The organism is Chromohalobacter moromii (genome assembly GCF_023091865.1).
Classification (GTDB): Bacteria; Pseudomonadota; Gammaproteobacteria; order Pseudomonadales; family Halomonadaceae; genus Chromohalobacter; species Chromohalobacter moromii.
Window position 1 is genome coordinate 103,320 of record NZ_JAHXDI010000004.1, and the last position, 12,771, is coordinate 116,090.

Consider the following 12,771-nt stretch of genomic DNA (forward strand, 5'->3'; position numbering starts at 1 on the left):
ATAACCTTCCAACCAGACGTTCCTTCCCTGCAATGCCGAGGAACCTTATCGTTTTGGCTATAAGACCTCGTTTTTTAAGTCGAACCGGGAATAACGATGCCTGTTTCTTCGCATGATGTGACATCGCGCTCGTCGCGTCCCCGACGTCTCCACGGCCATGTGGCGCTGGTCGGCGCGGGGCCCGGTGATCCGGAGCTACTGACGCTCAAGGCGCTACGCCTGCTGCAGGAAGCCGACATGGTGCTGCACGATCGCCTGGTCAGCGAGGAGATCGTGGCGTTGGCCAACCCCGAGGCCCGGCGATTGTACGTCGGCAAGGCGCGGTCGTCGCACAGCGTGCCTCAGGAAGGCATCAACCAGGCACTGGTCGACTGGGCGCGTGCCGGGCATCGCGTGGTGCGGCTCAAGGGCGGCGATCCGTTCATTTTCGGGCGTGGCGGCGAAGAACTGGAAACCCTGGCCCAGGCGGGCGTCGCGTTCGAAGTGGTGCCGGGCATCACTGCGGCCAGCGGCTGCGCCGCCTACGCGGGCATTCCCTTGACCCATCGCGATCATGCCCAGTCGGTGCGGTTCGTCACCGGGCATCTCAAGAACGGCGGCTGCGACCTCGAATGGCCGACGCTGGCGCGTCCCGGGCAGACGCTGGTGTTCTACATGGGGCTGGGCTCGCTGGCCACCATCCGCCATGAGCTGCAGGCGCATGGCATGTCCGGCGACACGCCCCTGGCCTTGATCGAACAGGGCACCACCGCGCGCCAGCGGGTGCATGTAGGCACCCTGGCGTCGCTTCCCGAAGGGCTGCTGGCCGCCATCGACACGGGAGACGTGCGACCGCCGACGCTGATCGTGGTCGGCGATGTGGTGTCGCTGCACGGTCGGCTGGAGTGGTTCGAGCCGGCGTCCTCGTCCACCCAGGGGTGGCGCGACGGCAAGCATCCCACGCCACTGGACAATGCCTCGAGCGCTTAGCAGGCGCTCTCTTTTCCCTTCTGCTTGCGCCCGCTCTCGAGACTCGGGCGCCTTGTCACTTGCGTCCTCTCTCTTTGTCTTGCGTGTGTGCACTTTTTTGGTGCTCATGGCGCCATTCCTCTTCCCCTTTGGTGCGCCCACCGATCCGGCGTGCGCCATTTAGGTGCGGGCGGCTCGCCTTCGCGCTTTTTGTATACGCTATAAGTTCTTGTTCCTAATGCGGTTTGAAGGGCGGTGCACGAAGTTGGCACATGACTTGCGAGGTGTCGTGTAGACGTCATCGGGCGTCGTCGCTGGATATCACGACAACAGCGTGCATTGGCGCTGCAACAACAATCAGATCCGCAAGGAGTCGTTCGTGAACAAGATCACCTCCACCGCCGCACTCTTACTCTCGATGGGCATCGCGCTTCCGGCCGCGGCCCAGGAAGACACCATCAAGGTCGGGATCCTGCACTCTCTTTCCGGGACCATGGCCATTAGCGAGTCGACGCTGAAAGACGAAATGCTGATGCTCATCGAAGAGCAGAACGAAAAAGGCGGGTTGCTGGGTAAGCAGCTCGAACCCGTGGTGATGGACCCGGCCTCGGACTGGTCGCTTTACGCCGAGCAGGCGCGTGACATGCTCACCGGGGACGATAAGGTCGACGTGATCTTCGGCAACTGGACGTCGGCGTCGCGCAAGGCGGTTCTGCCGGTGGTCGAGGAAGAGAACGGGCTGCTGTTCTATCCGGTGCAGTATGAGGGCGAGGAGTCGTCCGAGAACATCTTCTATACCGGCGCGGCCCCCAACCAGCAGGCGATTCCCGCGGTCGACTACCTGATGAGCCAGGGCGTGGAGCGCTGGGCGCTGCTGGGTACCGACTACGTCTACCCACGCACCACCAACAAGATTCTCGAGGCGTATCTCAAGGATCACGGCGTCGCCGACGACGACATCATGGTCAATTACACGCCGTTCGGGTTCAGCAATTGGCAGTCGATCGTCTCCGAGGTCAAGGACTTCGGCAGCCAGGGCAAGAAGACCGCCGTGGTCTCGACCATCAACGGCGATGCCAACGTGCCGTTCTATACCGAACTTTCCAATCAGGGCATCAGTGCCTCCGACATTCCGGTGGTCGCCTTCTCGGTGGGCGAGCAGGAGCTGTCCGGCATCGATACCGGACCGCTGGTGGGGCACATGGCGGCGTGGAACTACTTCATGAGCGTCGACAGCGACGCCAACTATGACTTCATCGACAACTGGGTCGAATACACCGGCGACGACATGGCCGTGACCAACGATCCCATGGAAGCGCACTACATCGGCTTCAACATGTGGCTGGAGGCGGTGCGCGAGGCCGGCACCACCGATGTCGACGCGGTGAAGGATTCGATCATCGGGGTCACGGTGCCCAACCTTTCCGGCGGCTCCTCGGCGATGATGCCCAACCACCACATCACCAAGCCGGTGATGATCGGCGAGATCCAGGACGACGGTCAGTTCAGCGTGGTCTGGGAAACCTCGGGCAATGTCGCTGGCGACGCCTGGTCCGACTATCTCCCCGAATCGCAGAACCTGATCAGCGACTGGCGCGCGCCGCTGCGCTGCGGAAAGCTCAACGTCGACACCATGACCTGTGAGGACGGCGCCGGCGCCGAGTAACACGCCCACGGCGAGCGTCCGGCGCTCGCCGTTTCCTTCACGTCATGACGCCCTGTAGGACGGGGCGCTCCCGAATCGTGCGCCGCGACCGTCGCGGCGCGAGAAGGAACCCTTCGATGACGCCAACTCACGCGACGAATGTTCGGCCAGAAGGCATGACCGGATCGCAGGCCGGCTTCGGTTTCCGGCATTGCCTGACGGTCGTGGCCGTCCTGCTGGCATGGCTCGCCATCGTCTCGCCGGTGCAGGCCGAGGTAACGCCGCAGCGCGCCCAAGCTTTGCTGCAGGCGCTGGATACCGATGACTTCGATGCCAAGGCCGAGGCCGCCCAGGCCATCGCCGCTAGTGACGCCGCCCAGAAAACGCGCTGGCTCGAGGCCTTGCTCGACGGCCGTCTGGGGCGCGAGCGTCGCGGCGAACGTTTTTACATCATCACCGATGACAGCGGCCGCGAATGGTCGATCATCGATGCCATCACCTTCGAGGATGCCGGCACCGGCTCCCGGCGTAGCGTCGATGCGTTTCGCATCAACAACGCGCTGCGCACCCAGTTGCAGGGCCTGATCGCCTCGCTGTCGCTTGACGAAGGCGACGAGGCGACCCGTCTCGAGGCCGCGAAGCGCCTGATCGGTGAGGTCGATGCGCAAAGCGTCGACGCGGTCGCCGCGAAACTCGACGACGAGGAGAGTCCCGCGGTACGCGCCGAGATCGACACCGCGCTGGCGCTGTATCGCGTGGAGCAGGGCGATGCCTCGGCTCTGGCGACCCTGCGCGGCAATCTCGACACCCGCGTGCGCAATTCGCTCTCTACCATCGCTGCCAGCGATGCTCCCATTGCTGCCGAGGCCGGCGAGACGCTGGCCGGCATCGAGAGCAAGCGCGCCTGGTACGAGCGCGGGCAGACGCTGTTCTTCGGCTTGAGCGCCGGGTCCGTGCTGGTGCTGGCGGCGATCGGCCTGGCGATTACCTTCGGCGTGATGGGGGTAATCAACATGGCGCACGGCGAGCTGATCATGCTGGGCGCCTATACCACCTGGATGATTCAGCAGTTGCTGCCCGGGCAGCCGGGGCTGGCCTTGTTGCTGGCGATCCCCGGCGGTTTCCTGGTCGCGGCGGCGTTCGGGATTCTCATCGAGCGCAGCGTGATCCGCTTTCTCAAGGGGCGTCCGCTCGAGACGCTGCTGGCGACCTTCGGCATCAGCCTGATCCTGCAGCAACTGGTGCGCACGGTATTTTCGCCGCTCAACCGGCGCGTGAATTCGCCGGACTGGCTGCAGGGCGCCTGGCAGATCAACGAGGCCTTGTCGCTGACCCTCAACCGCCTGGGCGTGCTGCTCTTCTGCCTGGTGGTGTTCGCCGCGTTGTGGGCGCTGATGCGCTACACCCGGCTGGGGCTGGAGGTGCGCGCGGTGACCCAGAATCGTGCCATGGCACGCTCGATGGGCGTGCGTGCCGCGCGGGTGGACATGCTCACCTTCGGCCTGGGCGCCGGGGTCGCCGGGCTGGCGGGCGTCGCCCTGTCCCAGATCACTAACGTGGGGCCCAATCTGGGGCAGAGCTATATCGTCGACTCCTTCCTGGTGGTGGTCTTCGGCGGCGTCGGCAACCTGTGGGGCACCCTGGTCGCCGGCATGTCGCTGGGCGTGATCAATCAGGTCCTGCAGCCCTGGGTCGGGGCCGTGCTGGCCAAGGTGATCGTGCTGGTCGGCGTCATCCTGTTCATTCAGAAACGTCCGCAGGGCCTCTTCGCGCCCAAGGGGCGGACCTCATGAGTCTCGCCACGATGTTCAAACGCAATTCCCTGCTCGATGAACGCTCGACCTGGATCACCAGCGTCGTCCTGATCGTCGGCATGCTGGCGGTGGTCGTGCTCCATGCCTTGCCGCCGGATCACGCCTGGCACCTGAACGGCTCCGTCGTCTCGCTGCTGGGCAAGTACCTGACCTACATGCTGCTGGCGCTGGCGGTGGACTTGATCTGGGGTTACCTGGGCATCCTGAGCCTGGGCCACGGGGCCTTCTTCGCCCTGGGCGGCTACGCCATGGGGCTCTACCTGACCGCCCAGCAGGCACCGCTGGCGCCCTGGCAGGCTGTCATGGCCCACTTTCCCGTGGCGGCGCTCGCCGTGATCCTGGCGCCGGGGCTGCTGGCGCTGATCTTTGGCTGGCTGGCGTTTCGCTCGCGGGTTACCGGCGTGTACTTCTCGATCATCACCCAGGCGCTGACCTTCGCGCTGATGCTGGCCTTCAACCGCAACGAAATGGCCATGGGGGGCAGCACCGGGCTGACGCGATTCGATGAGTTGCTGGGCTTCGCGCTGGCCGGCGAGGGCATGACCGTGGCGCTGTTCGTGGCCTCGGGCGTGGCCGTGCTGCTGGCGTTCTGGGGCTGCAAGGCCGTCACCCGGTCACGGCTCGGGCGGGTGTGCATGGCCACCCGGGACGCCGAGGCACGGGTGCGCTTCATCGGCTATCGCGTCGAACACGTCAAGCTGGCGGTGTTCGTGCTGTCGGCGATGATCGCGGGCATCGCCGGGGCGCTCTATGTGCCGCAGGTCGGCATCATCAACCCGAGCACCTTCGCGCCGCTGTTCTCCATCGAGGTCGTGGTCTGGGTCGCATTGGGTGGCCGCGCCACCCTTTACGGCGCGCTGCTCGGCGCGCTGGTCGTCAATTATCTCAAGACGGTGCTGACCGGGGTGATGCCGGATGCCTGGCTGTTTCTGCTCGGGGGCTTGTTCGTGGTGGTCACCATGTTCCTGCCGCAAGGCGTGGCGGGCCTGATGGCGCACCTGCGTCGGCGCCGGGAGGTGACCGCATGAGCATGATGGATTCGCAGCGCATGCAACGCCTGCGCGAGTTCGCGCGCCCCGATCGCGTCTTCGACTTCATGGCACCGGCGGACTCCCCCGTCGACGTGCGTCACGGACCGATTCTCTACCTCGAGGATGTCAGCGTGAGCTTCGACGGCTTCAAGGCCATCGACGATCTCAACCTGACCATCGACGACGGCGAGCTGCGCTGCATCATCGGCCCCAACGGCGCCGGCAAGACCACCATGATGGACATCATCACCGGCAAGACGCGTCCCGACCGCGGACAGGCCTGGTTCGGCAGCCGCCACAACCTGCTGCAGATGGACGAACCGCAGATCGCCAACCTGGGGATCGGGCGCAAGTTCCAGAAACCCACGGTGTTCGAGGCGCTGTCGGTGAGTGCCAACCTCGAGCTGGCGATGGCAGGCGACCGTCGCGTGTGGAAGACCTTTCTGGCCCGGCTCGACCACGAGGGGCGCGAGCGTATCGACGAGGTCATGGAGACCATCGGCCTGAGCGGCGAACGCGACCGGCTGGCCGGCGTGCTCTCGCATGGCCAGAAGCAATGGCTGGAGATCGGCATGTTGCTGATGCAGCGCCCGCGCCTGCTGCTGGTCGACGAGCCCGTGGCGGGCATGACCGAGCCGGAAATGCATCGCACGGCGGAGTTGATGACGCGCCTGGCCGGCCAGCAGTCGGTGGTGGTGGTCGAGCACGACATGGGTTTCGTGCGCTCCATCGCCCGTACCGTCACCGTGCTGCACCAGGGCAGCGTGCTCGCCGAGGGCAGCATGGACGAGGTCGCCAACGACCCGCGGGTGATCGACGTCTATCTGGGCGGCGATGAATCGTCCGACGTGCGGGAGGGAACCTGATGCTCAGCGTCGACAAGCTCAATCAGTATTACGGCGAAAGCCATATCCTGCGCGATCTCTCGCTGGAGGTGCCGACGGGGCGCTGCACCTGCGTCATGGGCCGCAACGGCGTGGGCAAGACCACGCTGCTCAAGGCCATCATGGGCGAAGTGGCGGTGCGTGACGGCCAGGTGCGTTTCGCCGACGAGAACCTGCTCAAGCGGCGTTCGGAAAGCCGTGCCGATCTGGGCATCGGCTATGTCCCCCAGGGGCGGCAGATCTTCGCCACGCTGAGCGTGGAGGAGAATCTGCGCATCGGTCTGCCGGCACGGCGCAAGCGTGTGCAAGGTACGGCGGAGCGGGGCATTCCCGAGCGTATCTACGAACTCTTTCCGGTGCTCCGTGAAATGCGTCACCGGCGTGGCGGCGACCTGTCCGGCGGCCAGCAGCAGCAACTGGCCATCGGCCGAGCGCTGGTGATCGAGCCGCGCCTACTGATCCTCGACGAACCCGGCGAGGGCATCCAGCCCAACATCGTCGCGCAGATCGGCGAGGTGATACGCCGGCTCAACCAGGAGGATGGGCTCACCGTACTGCTGGTCGAACAGAAGCTGCCGTTCGCGCGCAAGTACGCCGATCGCTTCACGATCATGGACCGGGGGCAGACGGTCGCCGGCGGCGAGATCGGCGAACTCGACGATGACCTGATCAAACGGCACCTGACGGTATGACGGACTTGTCGTTTCCTGGCCAGGCGGCGCTGCCCGGTGAAGGGGCGGGGCAGACGCCGTCCGGCGGTTCGGGGCATCGCTTCGACACCCGGCGCCACTGGGCGGCTTCCCTGTCGCTGGGCTTTCGCGACCGCGGTGGGCGCACGCGGATGACGCGTGCGCGCCACCACGGTCCTCTGCGCGTGCAACGGCCGTTCTATCCCGAAACGGGCCATGTTCCCGACGCTCGCTACGCGGAGCCTTGCCATGTGTATCTGTTGCACCCGCCGGGCGGACTGGTCAGCGGCGACGAGCTGCGCATCGACATCGAGGCCGAGCGCGGCGCCCATGCCCTGATGACCACGCCGGCGGCGACCAAGCTGTATCGTGCCGATAGCCATGGCGTGTGCTGGGGGCAGCACACGCATCTGACCGTGCGGCCCGGCGCGCTGCTCGAATGGCTGCCGCAGGAAACCCTGTGTTTCGACGGCGCGCGTGGCATGCAGAGCACGACGTTGGATGTGCAGGGCGATGGATGCTGCGTGGGCTGGGAAGTCCTGGCGCTAGGGCGTCCCGCCAGCCAGTTGCCGTTCGTCAGCGGGCGGGTCGAGCAGCGCTTCGCGTTGACGCGCGACGGACGCCCGCTATGGCGTGAACGTCAGCCGCTCGATCCCATGCATCCACGGTTCCACGGCTATTGGGGACAAGGCGGCAGTACGGTGCAGGCGACGCTCTGGGCAGTGGGGCTGACGGCGCCGCAGGCCGCGGTGGAGGCCCTGAGGGAATGCTTGCCGGCATCGCGGCACTGGGCCGTCACCCAGCGCCGCGACGTGCTCCTGCTGCGCTACCTGGGCGATGAGCGCAATGCCGCTTGGGAGATTTGTCAGCAGGCCTGGGAGGTGCTGCGGCCCTGGCTGTCGTCACGGCAGGCCAGCGTGCCGCGGATCTGGATGACCTGACGACGGCCCGAAGCCCGAATTCATCAAGAGAGAGTTGCCGATATGGAATTGACCCCGAGAGACAAGGACAAGCTGCTGCTGTTTTCCGCCGCGCAACTTGCCGAACGACGCCGTGACCGTGGCCTCAAGCTCAACTACCCCGAGGCGGTGGCCTTGATCAGCTTCGAGATCCTGGAAGGCGCGCGCGACGGCAAGAGCGTCGCCGAACTGATGAGCGCCGGGCGCGAGATCCTGACCCGCGACGACGTCATGGAAGGCGTGGCCGAGATGGTCGATGAGGTGCAGGTCGAGGCGACGTTCCCGGACGGCACCAAGTTGGTCACAGTTCATAGCCCGATTGTGTGACGGAGTCCGCAATGGCTGCGCTCGCGCATTTCAGCAACCTCGTAAGGAGGCGCCATGATTCCCGGTGAATACCAGTTGCAGGACGGCGAGATCGAACTCTGCGCAGGGCGCGAGCGGATCACCGTCGAGGTCGCCAATACCGGCGACCGGCCCATCCAGATCGGGTCGCACTACCACTTTGCCGAGGCCAACCCGGCCTTGATCTTCGACCGCGACAAGACGCGCGGTTATCGCCTCGACGTGGCGGCGGGCACGGCGATTCGCTTCGAGCCCGGCCAGCGCCGCGAGGTGACCCTGATTCCCTTCGTCGGCCGGCGGCATGTCTACGGCTTCCGCCAGGCGGTCATGGGTGCCTTGGATGAGAAAGGAGCGACGTCATGAAGCCGACTACCATCGACCGCCAGGCCTATGCGGACATGTACGGCCCGACGGTGGGCGATCGCGTGCGGCTCGGCGATACCGAGCTGTGGATCGAGGTCGAGCAGGATTTCACCCACTACGGCGACGAGGTCAAATTCGGCGGCGGCAAGGTGATTCGCGATGGTATGGGACAGAGCCAGCGCGTCGACGAGGCGGTGATGGATACCGTCATCACCAATGCCCTGATTCTCGACTGGTGGGGCATCGTCAAGGCCGACGTGGGACTCAAGCAGGGCCATATCGCGAGCATCGGCAAGGCCGGCAATCCGGATACGCAACCGGACGTCGACATCGTCATCGGCCCCGGCACCGAAGTGATCGCCGGCGAAGGCAAGATCCTGACGGCGGGTGGCCTGGACGCGCATATCCACTTCGTATGCCCGCAGCTGGTGGAAGAAGCGCTGATGAGCGGGATCACCACCATGCTGGGTGGCGGCACCGGCCCGGCTACCGGCACCAACGCCACGACCTGCACCCCGGGCGAGTGGCATCTCGGCAAGATGCTGCAGGCCATCGATGACATGCCGATGAACATCGGCCTGCTGGGCAAGGGCAACGCCAGCCTGCCCGAGGCGCTCGAGGCGCAACTGGAGGCCGGCGCCATGGGCCTCAAGCTGCATGAGGACTGGGGCACAACGCCGGCGTCCATCGACAACTGCCTGAGCGTGGCCGAGAAATACGACGTGCAGATCGCCATCCACACCGACACGCTCAACGAGTCGGGCTTCGTCGAGGACACCCTGGCGGCCTTCAAGGAACGCTGCATTCACACCTACCACACCGAAGGCGCCGGGGGCGGGCATGCCCCGGACATCATCACCGCCTGCGCCAAGTCGTACGTGCTGCCGTCATCGACCAATCCCACGCGGCCCTACACGGTGAACACCATCGATGAGCATCTCGACATGCTGATGGTGTGTCACCACCTCGACCCCAACATCCCCGAGGACGTCGCCTTCGCCGATTCGCGGATCCGCCGCGAGACCATCGCCGCCGAGGACATCCTTCACGACATGGGCGTGATCTCGATGATCGCGTCGGACTCCCAGGCCATGGGACGGGTCGGCGAGGTGATCTGCCGGACCTGGCAGACCGCCCACAAGATGAAGGTGCAGCGTGGCCTGCTGCCGGAGGACACCGCACGCGGTGCGGACAACCACCGTGCCAAGCGGTATATCGCCAAGTACACCATCAATCCGGCGATCACGCACGGCATCGCGCATGAGGTGGGCTCGGTGGAGGTTGGCAAGCTGGCCGACCTGGTGCTCTGGGACCCGGCCTTCTTCGGCGTCAAGCCGGCCATGATGCTCAAGGGCGGCATGATCGCTGCCGCGCCAATGGGCGACCCCAACGCCTCGATCCCCACGCCGCAGCCGGTGCACTACCGGACCATGTTCGGCGCCCTGGGGCGGGCAGCCAGCCGCACGCGCCTGACCTTCGTCAGCCAGGCCGCGCTGAATGCCGGCATCCGCGAGCGTCTGGGGCTGCAGAGCGATCTGGTGGCCTGCAAGGACGTGCGTGGCGTGCGCAAGGCCGACATGAAGCTCAACGAGGTTTGCCCCCATCTCGAGGTGGATCCGCAGACCTACGAAGTCCGTTGCGATGGCGACATCCTCACCTGCGAGCCGGCGACGGAATTGCCGCTGGCGCAGCGATATCATCTGTTTTGAGAGAGCTCCCTTATGTTTCGGCATGCGCAATCCCGCGACCTGGCTCGCATCGTGGAAATCTACAACCAATCCATACCCGGGCGGCTGGCGACGGCCGATCTGGTGCCGGTCACGGTCGAGGCGCGTCAGGCATGGTTCGACGCTCATGATGAAGCCCATCCGCTATGGGTCCTCGAGGTGGACGAGAAGATCGTTGGATGGGCGAGCCTGCAGCCTTTCTATGGCCGGGCTGCTTATGCTGCAACCAATGAGGCAAGCCTTTATGTCGCGCGTGAGCACCAGGGGCGCGGGTATGGCAAGCAGCTTGTCGAACGATTGATCGACTCCGCCATGGCACTCGGACGTCAGACGCTGCTGGGGTTCATCTTTGCCCACAATGCTCCGAGCCTGGCCCTGTTCCAGCGTTGCGGGTTCGAGCGCTGGGGACTGCTGCCGGAGGTTGCGGATCTCGACGGGCAGCCGACCTCGCTTGCCATCCTGGGGCGGCGCCTCGCGCCTCGCCATGAATACTGAAGGAGCCATTATGTTGAAACTGATCGAACGTCTGGGGCCGATTGCGGCGGAGCAGGCCGGCGAGACTCTGACGTTGCCATTCGAGGCGCGCATGCGCGGGCGGCTCAAGGCGGTCAGCGATACCGGCCGCGAGCTGGGCCTGTTCCTCGATCGTGGCCCGGTGCTGCGCGACGGCGACGGGCTGCGTGCCGAGAGCGGCGAAGTGGTACGCGTGCAGGCGGCCGACGAGCCGGTGGTGACGGCACGGATCGAAGGCGCACTAGCGCTGGCGCGGCTGTGCTATCACTTGGGCAACCGTCACGTGCAACTGGCCATCGCGGGCGACGCGCAGCGTGGCTGGGTACGCTTCCCGCCGGATCACGTGCTCGAGGAACTGGCCGAGCGGCTGGGCGCGACGCTCGAGCATCACGCGGCGCCGTTCGATCCCGAGCCGGGCGCCTATGGCCAGGCGGAAGGCCACGGTCATGGTCACGATCATCACCACCATCAGGCCTCGGCACATGTCCACTGAGCCGGTGTCGCAGCACGATCCGCTGGCCCTGGCCGGGCTCATGCAATTGGTCAGTCCGGCGCTGCCGATCGGTGCCTTCGCCTGGTCGCAGGGGCTCGAGAGCGCGCTGGAGCTGGGCTGGGTCGATGATGAAGCGAGCCTCGGCGAGTGGCTAGCCGGCGTGCTTGACGACGGGCTGACCCGCTGCGAATTGCCGGTGCTGGCGCGCGCCCATCGTGCCTGGGCGCACGATGACGCCGAGGCCCTGGCGCACTGGAATGACTGGCTGCAGGCCAATCGTGAAACCCGCGAACTGCTCGAGGAAGAGCAGCGACTCGGCGGCACGCTGGTGCGCTTGCTGAGAAGCCTCGATCAGGTGCCCGTGGCGCCGGCCATGCCCGAGACGCCGGGCTACGTGGTGGTCTTCGCGCTGGCCGCTCGGGTACGTGGGGTAAACCGGGAAGATGCCATGCTGGGCTTCGCCTGGGCGTGGCTGGAGAACCAGTTGACGGTGGCCTGCAAGGCCTTGCCCCTGGGGCAGACGAGTGCCCAGCGTCTCGTCGAGCGCCTGCGCCCGGCCCTTGTCGAGGCAGTCAGCGAAGCCCTGGCGCTGGAAGACGATGATCTGGGACCGGCGTTGCCGGGACTGGCGCTGGCCAGCGCCTTGCACGAAACGCAGTACTCACGCTTGTTCAGGAGTTGAGGAGAAAAAATATGACACATTGTCTACGCGTCGGTGTCGGCGGCCCGGTGGGGTCCGGCAAGACGGCGCTGCTCAAGCAACTCTGTCTGGCCCTGCGCGATCATTACGATATCGCCGTGGTCACCAATGACATCTATACCCGCGAGGATGCCGACTTCCTGCTCAAGCATGAAGCCCTGTCCGCCGACCGTATCCTGGGGGTGGAGACCGGGGGGTGTCCGCACACCGCGATCCGCGAGGATGCCTCGATGAACCTGGCGGCCATCGACGAGCTTCAGTCGCGCCACCCCGCGCTCGAGCTGGTGATGGTGGAGTCAGGTGGCGACAACCTGTCGGCGACGTTCAGCCCCGAACTTTCCGATCTGACACTCTACGTGATTGACGTTTCCGCCGGCGACAAGATTCCACGCAAGGGCGGGCCGGGGATCACCAAGTCCGATCTGCTGATCATCAACAAGATCGATATCGCCGAGCAGGTACATGCCTCGCTGGAGGTCATGGACCGTGACGCACGCACGATGCGCGGCGAGCGGCCGTTCGTGTTCACCAACCTGCACGACGGGATGGGGGTCGAGGAGATCGTCGCCTTCATCCTCGAGCGGGGCATGCTGCCGGAGCGCCGGCCGCAGCATGCAGGTCAGGCAGCGCACGCCGATATGGCACCGAATACCTAAGACA

14 protein-coding genes are annotated in these 12,771 nt (G+C 65.6%); all 14 read left to right on the forward strand.

Features of this window, described 5'->3' with window-relative positions:
* The first annotated feature begins 96 nt into the window (after positions 1 to 96).
* Positions 97 to 969 carry a uroporphyrinogen-III C-methyltransferase gene (gene cobA, locus KZO83_RS13350; protein WP_040241954.1) on the forward strand — a complete coding sequence of 291 codons (873 nt, stop codon included), beginning with the start codon at positions 97 to 99 and terminating at the stop codon, positions 967 to 969.
* Between the two features lie 397 nt (positions 970 to 1,366).
* A complete protein-coding gene (gene urtA, locus KZO83_RS13355; protein ID WP_247621419.1) occupies positions 1,367 to 2,614 on the forward strand; it encodes an urea ABC transporter substrate-binding protein in 1,248 nt (415 codons plus the stop codon).
* A 116-nt stretch (positions 2,615 to 2,730) separates the two neighbouring features.
* Positions 2,731 to 4,386, forward strand: a complete 1,656-nt coding sequence (urtB, locus tag KZO83_RS13360; RefSeq protein ID WP_247621161.1) for an urea ABC transporter permease subunit UrtB — start codon at positions 2,731 to 2,733, stop codon at positions 4,384 to 4,386.
* Positions 4,383 to 5,435: an urea ABC transporter permease subunit UrtC gene (gene urtC, locus KZO83_RS13365; protein WP_247621162.1), complete on the forward strand. Its 1,053-nt coding sequence runs from the start codon at positions 4,383 to 4,385 to the stop codon at positions 5,433 to 5,435. Before urtB ends, urtC begins: the two co-directional genes overlap by 4 nt.
* Positions 5,432 to 6,304: an urea ABC transporter ATP-binding protein UrtD gene (gene urtD / locus KZO83_RS13370; RefSeq protein ID WP_247621163.1), complete on the forward strand. Its 873-nt coding sequence runs from the start codon at positions 5,432 to 5,434 to the stop codon at positions 6,302 to 6,304. Before urtC ends, urtD begins: the two co-directional genes overlap by 4 nt.
* Positions 6,304 to 7,014 (forward strand): urea ABC transporter ATP-binding subunit UrtE, encoded by a 711-nt coding sequence (urtE, locus tag KZO83_RS13375; protein WP_247621164.1) that lies wholly within the window; start codon positions 6,304 to 6,306, stop codon positions 7,012 to 7,014. Before urtD ends, urtE begins: the two co-directional genes overlap by 1 nt.
* Entirely contained in the window at positions 7,011 to 7,952 is a 942-nt protein-coding gene (locus KZO83_RS13380) for an urease accessory protein UreD (protein ID WP_247621165.1), read from the forward strand. The genes urtE and KZO83_RS13380 overlap by 4 nt, the downstream gene beginning before the upstream one ends.
* A 42-nt stretch (positions 7,953 to 7,994) precedes the next feature.
* Entirely contained in the window at positions 7,995 to 8,297 is a 303-nt protein-coding gene (locus tag KZO83_RS13385; RefSeq protein WP_097023022.1) for an urease subunit gamma, read from the forward strand.
* Between the two features lie 54 nt (positions 8,298 to 8,351).
* A complete protein-coding gene (locus tag KZO83_RS13390) occupies positions 8,352 to 8,678 on the forward strand; it encodes an urease subunit beta (protein ID WP_011507602.1) in 327 nt (108 codons plus the stop codon).
* Entirely contained in the window at positions 8,675 to 10,387 is a 1,713-nt protein-coding gene (ureC, locus tag KZO83_RS13395) for an urease subunit alpha (RefSeq protein WP_247621166.1), read from the forward strand. Before KZO83_RS13390 ends, ureC begins: the two co-directional genes overlap by 4 nt.
* Positions 10,388 to 10,399: 12 nt before the next feature.
* Positions 10,400 to 10,900, forward strand: coding sequence for a GNAT family N-acetyltransferase (locus tag KZO83_RS13400; protein ID WP_247621167.1), 501 nt, complete (start codon positions 10,400 to 10,402; stop codon positions 10,898 to 10,900).
* Positions 10,901 to 10,910: 10 nt separating this feature from the next.
* Complete coding sequence (gene ureE, locus KZO83_RS13405) at positions 10,911 to 11,411, forward strand: urease accessory protein UreE (RefSeq protein ID WP_247621168.1); 501 nt, start codon at positions 10,911 to 10,913, stop codon at positions 11,409 to 11,411.
* Complete coding sequence (locus tag KZO83_RS13410; protein WP_247621169.1) at positions 11,401 to 12,093, forward strand: urease accessory protein UreF; 693 nt, start codon at positions 11,401 to 11,403, stop codon at positions 12,091 to 12,093. The genes ureE and KZO83_RS13410 overlap by 11 nt, the downstream gene beginning before the upstream one ends.
* Before the next feature lie 11 nt (positions 12,094 to 12,104).
* The gene (ureG, locus tag KZO83_RS13415; RefSeq protein ID WP_247621170.1) at positions 12,105 to 12,767 is read left to right on the forward strand and encodes an urease accessory protein UreG; all 663 of its coding nucleotides are present in this window, start codon (positions 12,105 to 12,107) and stop codon (positions 12,765 to 12,767) included.
* The last annotated feature ends 4 nt before the right edge of the window (positions 12,768 to 12,771 follow it).

What these genes read in the sequence shown, in the direction of transcription:
- cobA (WP_040241954.1), top strand. Translation starts at nt 97, where the DNA reads ATGCCTGTTTCTTCGCATGATGTGACATCGCGCTCGTCGCGTCCCCGA.
- urtA (WP_247621419.1), top strand. Translation starts at nt 1,367, where the DNA reads ATGGGCATCGCGCTTCCGGCCGCGGCCCAGGAAGACACCATCAAGGTC.
- urtB (WP_247621161.1), top strand. Translation starts at nt 2,731, where the DNA reads ATGACGCCAACTCACGCGACGAATGTTCGGCCAGAAGGCATGACCGGA.
- urtC (WP_247621162.1), top strand. Translation starts at nt 4,383, where the DNA reads ATGAGTCTCGCCACGATGTTCAAACGCAATTCCCTGCTCGATGAACGC.
- urtD (WP_247621163.1), top strand. Translation starts at nt 5,432, where the DNA reads ATGAGCATGATGGATTCGCAGCGCATGCAACGCCTGCGCGAGTTCGCG.
- urtE (WP_247621164.1), top strand. Translation starts at nt 6,304, where the DNA reads ATGCTCAGCGTCGACAAGCTCAATCAGTATTACGGCGAAAGCCATATC.
- KZO83_RS13380 (WP_247621165.1), top strand. Translation starts at nt 7,011, where the DNA reads ATGACGGACTTGTCGTTTCCTGGCCAGGCGGCGCTGCCCGGTGAAGGG.
- KZO83_RS13385 (WP_097023022.1), top strand. Translation starts at nt 7,995, where the DNA reads ATGGAATTGACCCCGAGAGACAAGGACAAGCTGCTGCTGTTTTCCGCC.
- KZO83_RS13390 (WP_011507602.1), top strand. Translation starts at nt 8,352, where the DNA reads ATGATTCCCGGTGAATACCAGTTGCAGGACGGCGAGATCGAACTCTGC.
- ureC (WP_247621166.1), top strand. Translation starts at nt 8,675, where the DNA reads ATGAAGCCGACTACCATCGACCGCCAGGCCTATGCGGACATGTACGGC.
- KZO83_RS13400 (WP_247621167.1), top strand. Translation starts at nt 10,400, where the DNA reads ATGTTTCGGCATGCGCAATCCCGCGACCTGGCTCGCATCGTGGAAATC.
- ureE (WP_247621168.1), top strand. Translation starts at nt 10,911, where the DNA reads ATGTTGAAACTGATCGAACGTCTGGGGCCGATTGCGGCGGAGCAGGCC.
- KZO83_RS13410 (WP_247621169.1), top strand. Translation starts at nt 11,401, where the DNA reads ATGTCCACTGAGCCGGTGTCGCAGCACGATCCGCTGGCCCTGGCCGGG.
- ureG (WP_247621170.1), top strand. Translation starts at nt 12,105, where the DNA reads ATGACACATTGTCTACGCGTCGGTGTCGGCGGCCCGGTGGGGTCCGGC.